This window comes from Kitasatospora humi (assembly GCF_020907985.1).
In the GTDB taxonomy this organism is placed as follows: domain Bacteria; phylum Actinomycetota; class Actinomycetes; order Streptomycetales; family Streptomycetaceae; genus Kitasatospora; species Kitasatospora humi.
Genome location: NZ_JAJJPA010000016.1, coordinates 41,047 through 55,695 on the forward strand (window position 1 = coordinate 41,047; position 14,649 = coordinate 55,695).

The 14,649-nt window shown below is 73.2% G+C and carries 13 protein-coding genes; 7 read left to right on the top strand and 6 right to left on the bottom strand.

Annotation, left to right across the window (positions count from 1 at the left end; translation table 11 throughout):
• Positions 1-7 precede the first annotated feature (7 nt).
• Both LN042_RS17325 and LN042_RS17330 read left to right on the top strand, forming a co-directional pair.
• Positions 8-787 carry an ATP-binding cassette domain-containing protein gene (locus LN042_RS17325; protein ID WP_230052137.1) on the top strand — a complete coding sequence of 260 codons (780 nt, stop codon included), beginning with the start codon at positions 8-10 and terminating at the stop codon, positions 785-787.
• Positions 788-864: 77 nt separating this feature from the next.
• On the top strand, positions 865-2,133 hold the full coding sequence (locus LN042_RS17330) for a sugar ABC transporter permease (protein WP_230052226.1): 1,269 nt from the start codon (positions 865-867) through the stop codon (positions 2,131-2,133).
• Here the strand turns inward: LN042_RS17330 and LN042_RS17335 are convergent, their stop codons facing one another.
• A complete protein-coding gene (locus LN042_RS17335) occupies positions 2,134-3,516 on the bottom strand; it encodes an MFS transporter (RefSeq protein WP_230052227.1) in 1,383 nt (460 codons plus the stop codon).
• A gap of 191 nt (positions 3,517-3,707) precedes the next feature.
• Here LN042_RS17335 and LN042_RS17340 point away from each other — a divergent pair, with 191 nt between their 5' ends.
• From LN042_RS17340 to LN042_RS17350, 3 genes are all read left to right on the top strand, one after another.
• On the top strand, positions 3,708-4,094 hold the full coding sequence (locus LN042_RS17340; RefSeq protein ID WP_230052228.1) for a VOC family protein: 387 nt from the start codon (positions 3,708-3,710) through the stop codon (positions 4,092-4,094).
• Between the two features lie 64 nt (positions 4,095-4,158).
• Positions 4,159-5,049: a UTP--glucose-1-phosphate uridylyltransferase gene (locus LN042_RS17345; protein ID WP_230052138.1), complete on the top strand. Its 891-nt coding sequence runs from the start codon at positions 4,159-4,161 to the stop codon at positions 5,047-5,049.
• 210 nt (positions 5,050-5,259) lie between these two features.
• Positions 5,260-6,006, top strand: coding sequence for a G1 family glutamic endopeptidase (locus LN042_RS17350; protein WP_230052139.1), 747 nt, complete (start codon positions 5,260-5,262; stop codon positions 6,004-6,006).
• Between the two features lie 54 nt (positions 6,007-6,060).
• Here LN042_RS17350 and LN042_RS17355 read toward each other — a convergent pair whose 3' ends face one another.
• The 4 genes from LN042_RS17355 to LN042_RS17370 form a co-directional block, all read right to left on the bottom strand.
• The gene (locus LN042_RS17355; protein ID WP_230052140.1) at positions 6,061-7,257 is read right to left on the bottom strand and encodes a M20 metallopeptidase family protein; all 1,197 of its coding nucleotides are present in this window, start codon (positions 7,255-7,257) and stop codon (positions 6,061-6,063) included.
• Positions 7,258-7,338: 81 nt separating this feature from the next.
• Positions 7,339-7,992: a GNAT family N-acetyltransferase gene (locus LN042_RS17360; RefSeq protein ID WP_230052141.1), complete on the bottom strand. Its 654-nt coding sequence runs from the start codon at positions 7,990-7,992 to the stop codon at positions 7,339-7,341.
• Between the two features lie 198 nt (positions 7,993-8,190).
• Complete coding sequence (locus LN042_RS17365) at positions 8,191-9,528, bottom strand: vWA domain-containing protein (protein ID WP_230052142.1); 1,338 nt, start codon at positions 9,526-9,528, stop codon at positions 8,191-8,193.
• Positions 9,525-10,388: an AAA family ATPase gene (locus tag LN042_RS17370; protein WP_230052143.1), complete on the bottom strand. Its 864-nt coding sequence runs from the start codon at positions 10,386-10,388 to the stop codon at positions 9,525-9,527. Before LN042_RS17370 ends, LN042_RS17365 begins: the two co-directional genes overlap by 4 nt.
• Before the next feature lie 160 nt (positions 10,389-10,548).
• Between LN042_RS17370 and LN042_RS17375 the strand changes: the two genes are divergently transcribed.
• Positions 10,549-11,751 (top strand): ROK family transcriptional regulator, encoded by a 1,203-nt coding sequence (locus tag LN042_RS17375; RefSeq protein ID WP_230052144.1) that lies wholly within the window; start codon positions 10,549-10,551, stop codon positions 11,749-11,751.
• Here LN042_RS17375 and LN042_RS17380 read toward each other — a convergent pair.
• A complete protein-coding gene (locus LN042_RS17380) occupies positions 11,737-13,110 on the bottom strand; it encodes an APC family permease (RefSeq protein ID WP_230052229.1) in 1,374 nt (457 codons plus the stop codon). The two genes, LN042_RS17375 and LN042_RS17380, sit on opposite strands and share 15 nt — an antisense overlap.
• A 283-nt stretch (positions 13,111-13,393) precedes the next feature.
• Here LN042_RS17380 and LN042_RS17385 point away from each other — a divergent pair, with 283 nt between their 5' ends.
• Positions 13,394-14,515, top strand: coding sequence for a TIGR03364 family FAD-dependent oxidoreductase (locus tag LN042_RS17385; protein ID WP_230052145.1), 1,122 nt, complete (start codon positions 13,394-13,396; stop codon positions 14,513-14,515).
• Positions 14,516-14,649 lie beyond the last annotated feature (134 nt).

Genomic DNA, 14,649 nt, shown 5'->3' on the forward strand with positions numbered 1-14,649 from the left:
GCGCGCCATGACGGCGGGCCCGGTTCTGGCGCTGCGCGGGGTGTCCAAGCGGTTCGGTGCCGTGCAAGCACTGACCGCCATAGAACTGGAGGTGAACGCGGGCGAGGTGCTGGCCCTGGTCGGCGACAACGGCGCCGGCAAGTCGACGCTGGTCAAGGCGATCGCCGGGGTGCACCAGCCGGACGACGGCGTGATCGAGTGGCAGGGCAGCCCGGTCACCGTCCACCGGCCGCAGGACGCCCAGCAGCTGGGCGTCGCCACCGTCTACCAGGACCTGGCGCTCTGCGACAACCTCGACGTGGTCGGCAACCTCTTCCTCGGCCGCGAGCTGAAACGTTTCGGCGTGCTGGACGAGGTGGCGATGGAGAAGCGCTCCCGGGCGCTGCTCGACACCCTGTCGATCCGGATCCCCAGCGTGCGGATCCCGATCGCCTCGCTCTCCGGCGGCCAGCGCCAGGTGGTCGCCATCGCCCGCTCGCTGATCGGCTCGCCCAAGGTGGTGCTGCTCGACGAGCCCACCGCGGCGCTCGGCGTGGAGCAGACCGCCCAGGTGCTCGACCTGGTGGAGCGGCTCCGGGACTCGGGCCTGGCCGTGCTGCTGATCAGCCACAACATGGCCGATGTGATGGCCGTCGCGGACCGCGTCGCGGTGCTCCGGCTCGGCCGCAACAACGGGGTTTTCGCCCGGCGGTCGACCACCCAGGAAGAGATCATCTCGGCCATCACCGGCGCCACGGACAACGCCGTGACCCGCCGGCAGGCCCGTGGCACGGAGGGTTCCGCATGATCGACGACCCCAACGCCCCGCTCCAGGAGAGCCGCCAGGAGGACGGCTCGCCGCGGCAGCGCCTGCCCGAGGAGTCGATGCCCATCGGCGGGGTCAACGCACCCGTCCCGGTCGCCGCGGAGGCCACTCCGGCGGTGGACCCGCGGCTGATCGTCCGCCAGGAGGGCGTCAAGGGCTACCTGGGCGAATTCCGGCGCCGGCTGAGCAGCGGTGAGCTGGGCTCGCTGCCGGTGATCCTGGCCCTGATCGTCATCTGGGCCGTCTTCGGCAGCATGAACAGCAGCTTCCTGTCGGCGCAGAACATCTCCAACCTCTCGCAGCAGATCGTCGGCACCGGGCTGATCGCGATCGGCGTGGTCTTCGTGCTGCTGCTCGGCGAGATCGACCTCTCGGTCGGCTCGGTCAGCGGCCTGTGCGCGGCGATCTTCGCGGTGCTGGAGGTCACCCACGGGGTCAACCAGTGGGTGGCGCTGGCCTGCGCGCTGGTCAGCGGCGCCGGGGTCGGCCTGGTGCAGGGCTTCTTCTTCGCCCGGGTCGGGGTGCCGGCCTTCGTCGTCACGCTGGCCGGCAACCTCGGCTGGAACGGCCTGATGCTGCAGATCCTGGGGGCCAGCGGCACCGTCAACCTCAGCGGCCGGGACATCGTCTCGCGGCTCTACAGCACCGTCTACGGGCAGCAGATCGCCGCCTACGGGCTGGCCACCGCCGGGGTGGCGCTGTTCCTCGGCGCTTCGCTGGTCGACTGCGGGCGGCGGCGGGCCGCCGGCGTGCCGTACCGGCCGGTCACCGACATCGCCCTGCGCACCGTGCTGCTGGCGGCGGTGGCCTACGCGGCGGCCTACACCCTCAACCAGTACAAGGGGCTGCCGCTGGCGCTGGTGGTGTTGCTGGCGTTCATCGTGGTGCTGGACTTCGTGCTGCGCCGCACGGGATACGGGCGCCAGGTCTTCGCCCTCGGCGGCAACATCGAGGGCGCCCGGCGGGCCGGCATCAACGTGGCCCGGATCCGGATCACGGTCTTCATGATCTGCTCCACCATGGCGGCGATCGGCGGGCTCTTCCTGGCCGCGCAGATCCAGTCGGCGAGCCAGACCTCGGGCGGCGGCAACCTGCTGATGAACGCGATCGCGGCGGCCGTGATCGGCGGCACCAGTCTGTTCGGCGGCCGGGGGTCCACCTGGTCGGCGCTGCTCGGCGCCCTGGTGATCGGCTCGATCCAGTCCGGCATGAACATCGAGGGCCTCAGCAACGCCATCCAGTTCATGATCACCGGTGCGGTGCTGCTGGCCGCCGTGGTGATCGACTCGCTGGCCCGGCGCACCCAGAAGGCGGCGGGGCGGGTCTAGCTAGGCCGCCGCTCGCGGAGGGCGGCGGGTGGTGGCGAGCGCGAGGACGGCGAAGGCGAGCAGGGTGGCCGCGGCGGCCCGCGGGCCGGCGGCCGGTCCGGGCACCAGGTGCAGCGCCAGGGTGACCGCCGCGACGCCGACGGCGGTGCCCAGGCTGCGGGCCATGTTGACCATGCCGCCGCCGGTGCCGGCCGCGGTGCTCGGCACCGCACGCATCACCTGGGTGTTGTTGGCCGGGACGTAGACGCCCAGCGACAGCCCGAGCAGGGCGAGCGGCAGCGGCAGCAGTGCGGCCTCGGCGGGCAGCACTGCCAGCAGGACCAGCGCGGCGACGCTGCCCAGCGCGCCGACCCGGCCGCGCTGCCGGTCGCTCCCATCGAGCGGGAGTATTCGCTCCGCCGCCGTCGCGGCCAGCGCGAACCCCAGCGGCAGCGCGGTCAGCACCAGCCCGGTGGCCAGCGGTGAGCCGCCCCGGGGCGTCAGCGCGGCCGGCACCAGCACCAGCGGGCCGAACAGCACCAGGTAGCCGCAGAGCCCGCCGAACAGGCCGGGGCCGAGCCGCCGCTCCCTGAGCAGCGCCAGATCGATCAGCGGATGCGGGCTGCGGGCCTGGCGACGCAGGAACGCCCAGCCGGTGACCAGCGCGGCCACTGCGAGCACCAGCGCCGACCAGGCCGGCACGCCCAGCCCGGCGGCCACCGAGAGGGCGAGCAGGGCGGCGGTGCTGGAGCCGGCCAGCAGCAGCACGCCCAGCCGGTCGATCCTGGTGGCGGCGGCGCACTGCCGGGTGCGCGGCAGCAGGTAGTGGCCGGCGGCCAGGGCCAGCACGCCGACCGGCACATTGACCCAGAAGACCCAGCGCCAGCCGAGCGCGCCGACCAGCACGCCGCCGACCGTCGGACCGAGCGCCAGCCCCAGCGCCTGCCCGGCCGCCTGCATGCCGAGTGCGGCGCGCATCCGGGCCGGCGGCGCGCTGGTGCTGACCAGGGCGACGCTGTTGGCCTGGAGCAGCGCCGCGCCGACCGCCTGCACCACCCGGAACAGCACCAGCGCGGCCAGCGTGGGGGCCAGCCCGCAGGCGGCGGAGGCGGCGGTGAAGACCGCGAAGCCGTAGAGGTACATCAGCTTGCGGCCGCGCACGTCGGAGAGCCGGCCGATCGGGACCAGCAGGGCGGCCAGGGTGAGCAGGTACGAGAGCGAGACCCACTCCACGGCGGCCGGGCCGGTGTGGAAGTCGGTGCGCAGCGGCTGGTAGGTGAGGGTGACGATGCTCGCGTCCAGCTGGCCCATGAAGGCGCCGAAGCAGACCGTGCCCACGGCCAGCCGCCAGGCCCACCGCGACTCCCGGACCGCCTCGGGCCGGGCGCGCTCGGTGGTGAGCAGAGTGCGCACCGCGTTCACGGATCGACCCCCGTCATCTCGTCCGGTCCTGACTGTCCTGTCGGAGACAGAGTACATCTGTTGCCGACATAATCGGGAGGGGAGCTGTTCGGCTGAACGGTTTTCAACGGTTGGCCCTGCCCGTGCCCCGTGTTCGGGCGAAGCGGTAGCGTTCGGCCGTGATCGATTCCACCATGGCCGTCCGGGTGGCCAGGCCGTCCCGGGACCTGGCCGCGGCCGAACGCTTCTACGTCGACGGGCTCGGCCTCCCCGTGCTGTGGCGGACCACCGAACGGGTTCCGGGCGAGCACGATCTGCTGATGGTCGGCCCGGCCGGTGGCGCCTGGCACTTCGAGCTCACCCGCGATCCGGAGGATCCGCTCGACCCGACGCCCACGGTGGACGACCTGTTCGTGGTCTACCTCGGGGCGCCGGTCGACGAGCGGCTGATCGAGCGCCTGCTCGCCGCGGGCGGCACCAGGGTGCCCGCGCACAACCCGTACTGGGACCGCCACGGCGTCACCGTCGCCGACCCGGACGGCTACCGCCTGGTGCTCTGCTCGCGCGGCTGGTCGGCCTGACGAGCCGTCAGCTCGCCTGCGCGGCGCCCGCCTGACCGGCCAACACCGCTGGTAGCGTCGGGACATGACCACCACAATCCGCCGGGCCGTGATCCCCGCCGCCGGTCTCGGGTCCCGGCTGCTGCCGCTCACCAAGGCCACCCCCAAGGAGATGCTGCCGGTCGGCGACAAGCCGGTGATCGAGCACACCGTGCGCGAGCTGATCGCCTCCGGGATCACCGACATCACCATCGTCGTCTCCGACAACAAGGACCTGATCCAGCGCCACTTCCGGCCCAACCCCGCACTGGTGGACCAGTTGCGGGCCGCCGGGAAGGACGCCTACGCGGACGCCGTCGAGGAGGTCGGCGAGCTCTCCCGGGCCGGCCACCTCACCTACCTCGACCAGCACGGCCCGTACGGCAACGGCACCCCGGTGCTGAACGCCGCCCGCAACCTCGGCGACGAGCCCATGCTGGTGCTCTGGCCGGACGACGTCTTCGTCGCCGAGGTGCCGCGCGCCCAGCAGCTCATCAAGGCCTTCGAGGAGACCAACTGCCCGGTCCTGGCGCTGATGCCGATGGAGCGCTCGGAGTCCCACCGCTACGGCGTGCCGGTGGTCAAGGAGGACCTGGGCCGCGGGCTGCTGCGGATCACCGGGCTGGTGGAGAAGCCGGAGCCCGCCGCCGCGCCCTCCGAGTACGCGGCGATCGGCGGCTATGTGATCACGCCGGCCGTCATCGAGGAGCTGCGCCGGCAGACCTCGCGCTGGTACGAGCAGCGGGCCGGCGAGGTCTACCTGACCGACGCGATCGCCGCCTACGCCGCCGAGCGCGCCGTCTACGGCCAGGTGATCCAGGGGCGCTGGTACGACACCGGCAATCCGCTGGCCTACCTGACCGCGCAGTTCGCCGCCGCCCTGGCCGACCCCGAGTACGGCCCGGCGCTGCGCCGGCTGGCTGCCGAGCTGAGCTGAGGGGGCCGTCGGACTTCACGACCACTTCCTGCGGCCCGCCCCGGCCCGCGGTGGCCCGGGGTCTGCGCGGTGTCCCGGTTCGGGCGGCTTTCCGGTGACGAGGATCTACCCACTTCCGTCGAACTCGCCTAGCCTTTGACGGCACCTCATCAACACGGTTGCTTCCCCCGCCTGTTGAGCGATCGGCAGATCCCCCACGAGGAGTGAGCCATGCCCGCAGCACGCCGCACCTTGGCCGCCACCACGACCCTTCTCGCCCTCCTGACCACCGCGGCACCCGCCGTCGCCGCCGCCCCCGCGGTGGTTCAGGCGCCCAACGCCACCTCGCACCTGCACGGTGGCGGGGTCCTGAACAGCACCAGCGGCAACTGGTCCGGCTATGCCGCCACCGGCGGCAAGTTCACCAGCGTCAGCGCGAGTTGGGTGCAGCCGTCGGTGAGCTGCAGCGGCACCAGCACCTGGTCCAGCTTCTGGGTCGGGATCGACGGCGACGGCAGCAACTCGGTCGAGCAGACCGGCAGCGAGGCGGACTGCTCCGGCGGCAGCCCGGTCTACTCCTCGTGGTACGAGATGTACCCCGCCTACCCGGTCAACTTCAGCGGCACCGTCCGCGCCGGTGACCACTTCACCGCGAGCGTCACCACCAACGGCTCCGGCTCCTTCACGCTCACCCTCGCCGACACCACCGAGGGCTGGAGCCACACCGTCAACAAGAGCCTGAAGAGCGCCGCGCTGGCCTCGGCCGAGGTGATAGCCGAGGCGCCGTCCAGCTCCACCGGCGTGCTGCCGCTGAGCAAGTTCGGCACGGTCGCCTTCACCGGCTCCTCGGCCAACGGGCAGGCGATCGGCACCTTCAGCCCCGACCGGATCACCATGGCCTCCGGCGGCACCACCAAGGCCAGCACCTCGTCGCTGAGCGGCGGCAGCGCCTTCTCGGTGACCTGGAAGCACAGCTGACCCCGGCACCGGCGGAGCGGGCCCGGCGACGGGCTCGCTCCGCCGGTGCGAGCATCAAGTCAGCGGGTTGAGGGCGAGCGCGGCCAGCAGCGCCGCGCCGTCGGCGAGCACCGCCTCGTCGAAGGCGGCCTCGGGGGAGTGGTTGTAGGGCGCGGTGGCCAGGTCGCGGCCGGGCAGCAGGGCACCCAGGAAGAAGTAGGCGCCGGGCACCCGCTGCAGCACGTAGGAGAAGTCCTCGGCGCCCGCCTGCGGGTGCCCGAGATCGGCCAGCCGGTCGGCGCCGAACAGCGTGCGCACGGTCCCGGCGACCCGGTCCGCGTGCTCCGGATGGTTGACGGTGACCGGGTAGCCCTGGTGGTACTCCACGTCGGCGGTCAGCCCGTGCGCCGCCGCGACGCCGTGCACCACCGGCGGCAACACCGCCATCGCCCGCTCCCGCGCCGCCGGGGAGAAGGTGCGCACGATGGCCGTGAACCGCGCCTCGTCCGGGATCACGTTGGCCACCTCGCCGGCGTGGAAGGTGCCCACGCTGACCACCACCGGGTCGAAGATCGAGAAGGACCGGGTGACCGCCGTCTGCAGGGCCGTCACCGCCTCGCAGGCGGCCGGCACCGGGTCGAGCGCGGCGTGCGGCGCCGAACCGTGCCCGCCGCGCCCGCGCACCACCACCCGCAACTGGTCGGCCGCCGCCATCGCGGTGCCGCGCCGCACGGCGACCTGCCCGCTGGGCAGCAGACCCGAGAAGACGTGCAGGGCGTACGCGGCGGCCACCGGGCGGTCCGCGCCGGCGGCGGTGAGCACCCCCTCCTCGATCATCAGTTGGGCGCCGCCGTCGGTCTCCTCGGCGGGCTGGAACATGAACACCACGTCGCCCGGCAGCTCGGCCCGCCGCGCGGCGAGCAGCCGGGCGGCGCCGACCAGCATGGCGGTGTGCAGGTCGTGCCCGCAGGCGTGCATCCGGCCGGGGATTGACGAGACCGGACCGCCGGGCTGCGGACGCTCCGGCACCGGCAGCGCGTCCATGTCGCCGCGCAGCAGCACCGTCGGCCCGTCACCCGCGCCGCGCAGGACGGCGGTCACCGAGTCCAGCCCGCGGCCGCGGGTCACCTCCAGCGGCAGGCCGTCCAGCGCCGCCAGCACCAGCCGCTGGGTGCGGGGCAGCCGCAGGCCCAGCTCGGGCACGGCGTGCAGGTCGCGGCGCAGGGCGACCAGGTCGGGTTGCAGGGCGGCGGCACTCTCCCGCAGGTCCATTCGTCGACTCCCTTGGGTTGACGGGTCAACGCACGTGTGTGGCTGTCCTCCAGCCTGCCACCGCAGGTCGCCGAAGCACCGTCACCCGGCCTGCGGCAGGCCGAAGAGTGGCAGGCAGCGGTCCAGGCCGTCGATCGCCACCGGGATGGTCCGGTGCCGCTCCCAGCCGGCGCGGTCGATCCGCAGCCGCGTGTTGGCCACCCTCGCGCCCCGCACCACATGGTGGTCCACGCCGTCCTCGCGGTAGCCGAGCTTGCGGGAGACGGCGAGCGAGGCCGCGTTGTCGGCCATCGCGCCGGAGACCGCCTCCAGCGCACCCAGGCCGGTGAACGCCAACTCCAGCACAGCGGCCCGCATTTCGGTGCCGATGCCCTGGCTGTGGAAGCGCATGCCGAGCCAGGAGCCGGTGCCGACCTCGCGCCGGACGGCGAAGTCGCGGCCGGTGACGGCCTGCAGGCCCAGCACCTCGCCGTCCCGGAACACCGTCAGGGTGAGCGCCCAGTCCTGCGGGGTCCAGGTGCCCCGGCGCAGCCAGTGGTGCTGCACCACGGAGCGGGCCCGCTCGGCGGGCGGCAGATCGCTCCAGGGCACCAGGAAGGGCATCCGGTCGGGCTCGTGGACACCCTCGGCGGCGACGTCGGCGAGTCGACCGAGCTCGTCCTCGGTGGGGAGTCGCAGTTCGAGCCGGGGGGTGGTCAGGCGCAGGCCCAGCAGGGGCCAGTGGTCGCTCAGCATGTCGGCATTGTGGTGAGCGGCCACGCCGGCCGTCATCCGGTTATTCGGCTCGCAGCGGAAGCCGCCGCCCCCGGTCGTGCTGCCGTGCTGCCGCGCGCGGAAGCCGCCGCCCTCGGGCGGGCTGCCGTGCTGCCGCGCGGCCACTCGCCGCGAGCCCGCGCAGGGTGATCCGGACCGGGATCCGTGCCCGGAAGGCGCTCATACCGGCAGCAACCTCTCGATCAGTGCGCCCAGTTGGCGGGCGTTGCGGCACGGGTACATGGGGACCACCGAGCCGTAGCGGGTGGCGGCCGAGTCGCCGCCGTCCCAGAGCGAGGGCGGCTCCGGGTTGAGCCAGAAGACCCGGCGGGCCCGGGCGGCGATCAGGCGCAGGGCGGGCAGGTTGGGATCGCGGCGGTTGGTGCGGGCGTCGCCCAGGATCAGCACCGAGGTGCGCGGGCCGACCGCGTCCAGCCAGCGATCGGCGAACTCGCCCAGGGCGGTGCCGTAGTCGCTGTTGCCGTGCAGCCCCATCACCGGGGCCTCGGTCAGGATCCGCTGCGCCGACTCGCCGAGCGCCGGGCTGATCAGCTCGGTCACCTCGGCCATCCGGTTGACGAAGGCGAACACCCGGACCCGGCTGAACTCCGCGCGCAGCGCCTGCACCAGCAGCATGGTGAAGTCGGCGAACCCGGCCACCGAACCCGAGACATCGCACAGCAGCACCAATTCCGGTCGCTGCGGCCGCCGATGGCGGTAGGCCGGGCGCAGCGGCACCCCGCCGGTGGAGAGCGAGCGGCGCAGGGTGCGGCGCAGGTCGATCTCGCCGTGCGAGGCCCGGCGGCGGCGCGCGGCCAGCCGGGTGGCCAGCTTGCGGGAGAGCGGGCGGACGGCGCGGCGCAGCTCGGCGAGTTGGTCCCGCCCGGCGTACAGGAAGTCGATCCGGTCGACGGTGGGCGCCACCGCGCGGCGCGCGATCCGGTCGGTGCCGCGCAGTTCGGCGATCCGGCGGCGGGCCTCGGTGCCGACCATGTCGCGGAAGGCCTGGATCCGGCGGCGGATCTCGTCGGCCTGCAGCCGCTCGGTGAAGTCGGGCGCGGTGGCGCGGTCCGCGCGCAGCGCGGCCAGCACGCGGGCCAGCAGGATCTGCGGGCGCAGCCGGTCCAGGGTCTGGGAGGCCGAGTAGCCGTCCGAGGCGGGGGAGTTGCCGTAGCGGCCGAGCGCCTGCACCGCTTCGGCGGCCACCGCCGCCATCGCGGCCTGGTCGCCCGCGGTCAGCGCGGCGGCCAACCGATCGCGCAGCTCGGTGACTTCGGCGGTGGGGGTGGCGGGCGCGCCCACCCGCAGCGGGAAGTACAGGTCGAACGTCGCGTCGAAGACCGCCCGTTGCCGCTCGCCGCGCAGCAGTGCGGCGGCCAGGCCCTCGCGCAGCCGCTCCCGGTGCGCCAGACCCAGCACCTCGACCACCGCCGCCGCGTCCACGGTCTCGCTCGGGCCCACCCGCACCCCGTTCGCCCGCAGCGCGTGGACGAAGGCGGTCAGCCGCTCGGCGATCACGCGAGCGCCAGCTTCTCGGTGGCGTGCCCGATGTCCTCCTGGTGCTTGAGCAGCACCCCGAGGGTGGCGCGGACCACGGCGTCGTCCAGGGTGTCGGCGCCGAGCGCCAGCAGGGTGCGGGCCCAGTCGACGGTCTCCGCCACCGAGGGGTGCTTGCGCAGCTCCAGGGCACGTAGCGCGCCGACCACCGAGACCAGCGACTCGGCCAGCGCGGCGTCCAGCCCCGGTACCCGCAGCCGCACGATCCGCTGCTCCAACTCGGCATCGGGGAAGTCCAGGTGGAGGAAGAGGCAGCGACGGCGCAGCGCCTCGGAGAGCTCCCGGGTGGCGTTGGAGGTGAGCACGACGAACGGCCGGCGCTCGGCGGTGATGGTGCCGAGCTCCGGGACGGTCACCTGGAAGTCGCTGAGCACTTCCAGCAGCAGGCCCTCGACCTCGACATCGGCCTTGTCGGTCTCGTCGATCAGCAGCACGGTCGGCTCGCTGCCGCGGATCGCGGTGAGCAGCGGGCGGGGGAGCAGGAACTCCTCGCTGAAGATGTCGGTGCGGGCCTGGTCCCAGGTCTCGTCGCGGCCGGCGGTGATCCGCAGCAACTGCTTGGCGTGGTTCCACTCGTAGAGCGCCCGGGCCTCGTCGACGCCCTCGTAGCACTGCAGCCGCACCAGCCGGGCGTCGGCCACGGCGGCCACCGCCTTGGCGAGTTCGGTCTTGCCGACGCCCGCCGGGCCCTCGACCAGCAGCGGCTTGCCCAGCCGGTCGGCCAGGAACACCGTGGTGGCGACCGCGGTGGAGGCCAGGTAGCCGGCCTCGGCCAGTCGTGCCGCGACCTCGTCCACCGAGGTGAAGAACCCAGTTGCCATGCCGTCAACTCCCGCCCGTCGGTCCTGCCGTGCGCTCAGCTTAGCCATGTGCCGAGCCGGATGTTACTGCTCGGTAGTCCATGGGCCGCCCAGGTACCCGTCGGCTGCCTGCATAGAGTGGGCGTCGCACCGACGACGTCGACGGCCCGGAGGTTTGTGGATGGATGCCCGCCCGGTGACGCTGCCCGGACCGGAGGGCGGCTCGGGGCAGAGCCAGCCGTGGAACCGGCAGCGGTTGCGCAGCAACAACGAGTGGCTGCTGCTGGAGCGGCTGCGCACCGCCGGTCCGGTGTCGCGGGCCCAACTCGCCCGGGACACCGGGCTCTCCAAGCCGACGGTGTCGGCCGCGCTGGCGGCGCTGGAGCAGGTGGGGCTGGTGCGCGAGGCCGGGCGGCTGACACCGGAACGCGGGCGGGTGGCGGTGCTCTACGAGCCGGACCCGGCGGCCGGCCATGTGCTCGGGGTGGACATCGGGCGGGCCCGGCTGCGGGTGGCCGTGGCGGACCTCTCCGGTCGGATCACCGCCCGGCGGGACGTGCCCAACCGGGGCCGCAGCGCCAACGCGGTGGCCGACGCGGTGGTGGCCGCCGCCCGTGAGGCGATCGCCGAGGCGGGCCTGGCGTCCGGCGACGTGGTGCACGCGGCGGTCGGCTCGCCGGGCGTCTGGGACGAGTCGCAGCGGCGGGTGCACTACGCCACCAAGCTGCCCGGCTGGGGGCGGCGCGGGCTGTTCGAGCGGATCGCGGCCGGTCTCGGCACCCGGATCAGCGTGCACAACGACGCCAACCTGGCCGCGCTCGGCGAGTACGCCGGTGGGGCCGGTGCCGGCAGCCGGGTCTTCGTCTACCTGCTGATCGGCTCCGGGCTCGGGATGGGCGTGGTGGTGAACGGCGAGATCCAGCAGGGCGCCCACGGTGCCGCCGGGGAGATCGGGTTCCTGCCGCTGCCGGGCAGCGGGGTCGACCTGGAGCAGGCGGCGGCGGCCGAGTCGGTGGTGCGCGAGGCCAGGGCGGCGGGGATGACCGGGCCGCTGACCGCCAAGCGGGTCTTCGCGGCGGCCCGGGCCGGTGACTCGCGGGCGATGGCGGCGGTGCTCCGGGAGTCCGAGCAACTGGCCTTCGCGGTGGCGGTGGTGGCGGCCGTGCTGGACCCGGACCTGGTGGTGCTGGGCGGCGGCCTGGGCAACGGCGCAGACCTGCTGATCGGCCCGGTGGAGCAGGCCCTGCACCGCCTCAGCCCGCTGCGGCCCCGGCTGGCCGCGAGTCTGCTGGGGGACGAGGCGGTGCTGCGCGGCGCGCTGGCGACGGCGCTCGGCACCGCCCGGCCCGAGGTCTTCGAAACCCTCACGTCAAACCTCTGCTGACTGCACGTCACGTGGCAGGTACTCCTCGCGGATCTCCTGCGGGCCGAACGGCCAGGCCTTCTCCACCTTCGACCAGAGCAGGAAGGCCAGCACCCCGGCCGCCACCCAGGCCAGCGACCATTCGATCGGATGGTAGCCCGGCGCGTTCCGGTCGGCGTAGCCGTAGACGACCAGCCAGCCGATCGCGGCCACCACGCTCGGCGCCGGATAGAGCCACATCCGGTACGGGCGCGGCAGCTCGGGCTGGCGGCGGCGCAGCACGGTGACGGCCAGGATCTGGGCGAAGGCCTGGACGATCACCATCACCGTGGTGAGCAGGTTGATCAGGGTGTTGAGGTCGGTGTGCCGGCCGATGAGGAAGCCGGCCGCGGTGACGGCGCCCATGGTGACCAGCCCGAGCACCGGAAAATCGTGCCTGGCATGCAACTTGGCGTAGGAGCGGAAGAACACCCGGTCCCGGGCCGCGTCGTAGGGCACTCGGGAGCCGCCGAGCAGCCCGGTCAGCACCGAGGCGAACGCGGTGACCAGGATCAGCACGGTGACCACGTCGGCGGCCTTGGTGCCCCAGGCCAGTTCCAACGCGGCCGAGGCGACCGACTGGGAGGCGACCGAGTTCTTGTCCAGCATGTCATGCCAGTTGATCGCGCCCAGGACGCCGATCTGCAGCAGCAGGTAGATCACCATGATGCCGAGGATCGAGAGCACGATGGAGCGCGGCAGCACCTTGCCCGGTTGCTTGACCTCGGCCCCCAGGTAGGCGGCGGTGTTGTAGCCGAGGTAGTCGTAGATGCCGATGGTGAGGCCGGCGGCGAAGCCCAGCCAGAACTGACCGTGCGTCAACTCCACTGCGTGCGCGGGCCAGGTGAACGCCCGGCCGGCCGAGAAGCGGCTGTAGGAGGCGATCAGCACGGCGGCGACCGCGACGAGCATCACGCCCCACATCGCGGTGGCGAGCCTGGCGATCCGGTCCACCTTGCGCCAGAGCAGCAGGACCACTGCCACCACCACGGCCAGGCCCACCAGATCGCCCTGGCTCCTCGTCATCTGCGGCCACAGGAAGCCGAGGTACTGCACGAAGCCGACCACGCCGGTGGACATGATCAGTGGGATGAAGAGCATCGCCGTCCAGACGAACAGGAACGGCATCAACCGCCCGGAGCGGTACTGGAAGGCCTCGCGCAGATAGACGTAGGAGCCGCCGGCGCCGGGGAGCGAGGCGCCCAGCTCGGCCCAGACCAGCCCGTCCATCAGGGCCAGTACGGCTCCGGCGATCCAGCCGATGATCGCCTGCGGGCCGCCGAACGCGGCGACCATCAGCGGGATGGTGACGAACGGCCCGATGCCGCACATCTGGCTCATGTTGATCGCGGTGGCCTGGAACAAGCCGATCCGCCTACTGAGGGTGCCGGACACGGGCGACTCCGTGGGCTGGAGGGGCGGGGCGGGTGGGGGTGTCGCGGGGTGACCATAAGTTAGGTTTCCTAACTTGCCCCGTCAAGACCTGGGGGCACGGTTGGGACCGGTGCCGTGGTGTGCGGCTGAGTTCACCCGACGTTCACCGCCCGTGCGCCGGGCGGTCCAGCGGCTGCTCGTATGTTTCCGTTGAAGTAAGTTGTCCATACAACTCAGCGATGGGAGCAATGTGAGCAGCACGCTGGACTCGGCCGATGTGGTGATCGTCGGCGCCGGCATCGTCGGCCTGGCGCACGCCTTCGAGGCGGTGGAGCGCGGTCTGACGGTCGCCGTGGTGGAGCGCAACGACCGGGCCGTCGGCGCCTCGGTGCGCAACTTCGGACACGCCTGTGCGACCGGGCTGGACGGCGACGGGCACCGCTACGGTCTGGCGGCGCGGTCACGCTGGCTGCGGCTGGCCGAGGAGGCGGGCTTCTGGGCCCGGCGCACCGGCACCGTCATGGTCGCCCGGGCCGCCGATGAGTTCGCCGTGCTGACCGAGTTCGCCGAGCTGCGCGGCACCGCTCAGGTCCGCCTGCTCACCCCCGCCGAGCTGGCGGAACACGTGCCGACCGGCCCGGACGTGCTCGGCGGCGCGCTCTTCCCCGAGGACCTGCGGGTCGACCAGCGCGCCGCCGTCGGCGCCATCGCCCGGTACCTCGCCGGCCGGGGCGTGCGCTTCCACTGGGCGACCACCGCCCACGCGGTGGACAGCGGCACCGTCCGCACCAACCGGGGCGAGGTGCGCGCCGGCACGGTGATCATGTCCACCGGGCACGACGTCGACCGGCACTTCCCCGAACTGGCCGACCGGGCCCGGATCAAGCGCTGCGTGCTGCGAATGCTGCGGGTGGCCAACCCGTTCGGCGACCGCGTGATCGAACCGGCCGTGCAGACCGGCTTCTCGCTGCTGCGCTACGGTGGCTTCGGCGCCTGCCCAAGCCTGGAGGCGGTGCGCGCGCGGCTCGCCCACGAGCATCCGGAGCTGCTCGGCATGGGCCTCAACCTGATGTTCACCCAGCGCCCCGACGGCACCCTCACCATCGGCGACACCCACGCCTACGACACCACCCCGGAGTTCTTCGAGGAGGAACGCCTGGACGCCGCCGTGCTCGGCGCCACCGCCGGCCTGCTCGGGGTCGACCGCCTCGACGTGCTGGAGCGCTGGCGCGGCGTCTACGCCTCCGCCACCGAGCCGTTCCTGATCGCCGAGCCGCGCAAGGGCGTGCACGTCGTCTCGGTCACCTCGGGCGTGGGGATGACCACGGCCCTGAGCCTGGGCGCGGAGGTGGTGGCGAGCATCATGGGGTGAGGGAGTGGGTGTGCCGGAGGAGGTGGTCCGCTTCGGCGGCACGGTGGATCACCTCATCCGCCGCCGTCCCGCCGGTGCTCGCCGAGCACCGATTCGAAGATCGCGCGGTTGACGCTGCTCGGGCGCGGGTGGGC

What these genes read in the sequence shown, in the direction of transcription:
- LN042_RS17325 (WP_230052137.1), top strand. Translation starts at nt 8, where the DNA reads ATGACGGCGGGCCCGGTTCTGGCGCTGCGCGGGGTGTCCAAGCGGTTC.
- LN042_RS17330 (WP_230052226.1), top strand. Translation starts at nt 865, where the DNA reads ATGCCCATCGGCGGGGTCAACGCACCCGTCCCGGTCGCCGCGGAGGCC.
- LN042_RS17340 (WP_230052228.1), top strand. Translation starts at nt 3,708, where the DNA reads ATGGCCGTCCGGGTGGCCAGGCCGTCCCGGGACCTGGCCGCGGCCGAA.
- LN042_RS17345 (WP_230052138.1), top strand. Translation starts at nt 4,159, where the DNA reads ATGACCACCACAATCCGCCGGGCCGTGATCCCCGCCGCCGGTCTCGGG.
- LN042_RS17350 (WP_230052139.1), top strand. Translation starts at nt 5,260, where the DNA reads ATGCCCGCAGCACGCCGCACCTTGGCCGCCACCACGACCCTTCTCGCC.
- LN042_RS17355 (WP_230052140.1), bottom strand. Translation starts at nt 7,257, where the DNA reads ATGGACCTGCGGGAGAGTGCCGCCGCCCTGCAACCCGACCTGGTCGCC.
- LN042_RS17360 (WP_230052141.1), bottom strand. Translation starts at nt 7,992, where the DNA reads ATGCTGAGCGACCACTGGCCCCTGCTGGGCCTGCGCCTGACCACCCCC.
- LN042_RS17370 (WP_230052143.1), bottom strand. Translation starts at nt 10,388, where the DNA reads ATGGCAACTGGGTTCTTCACCTCGGTGGACGAGGTCGCGGCACGACTG.
- LN042_RS17375 (WP_230052144.1), top strand. Translation starts at nt 10,549, where the DNA reads ATGGATGCCCGCCCGGTGACGCTGCCCGGACCGGAGGGCGGCTCGGGG.
- LN042_RS17380 (WP_230052229.1), bottom strand. Translation starts at nt 13,110, where the DNA reads ATGAGCCAGATGTGCGGCATCGGGCCGTTCGTCACCATCCCGCTGATG.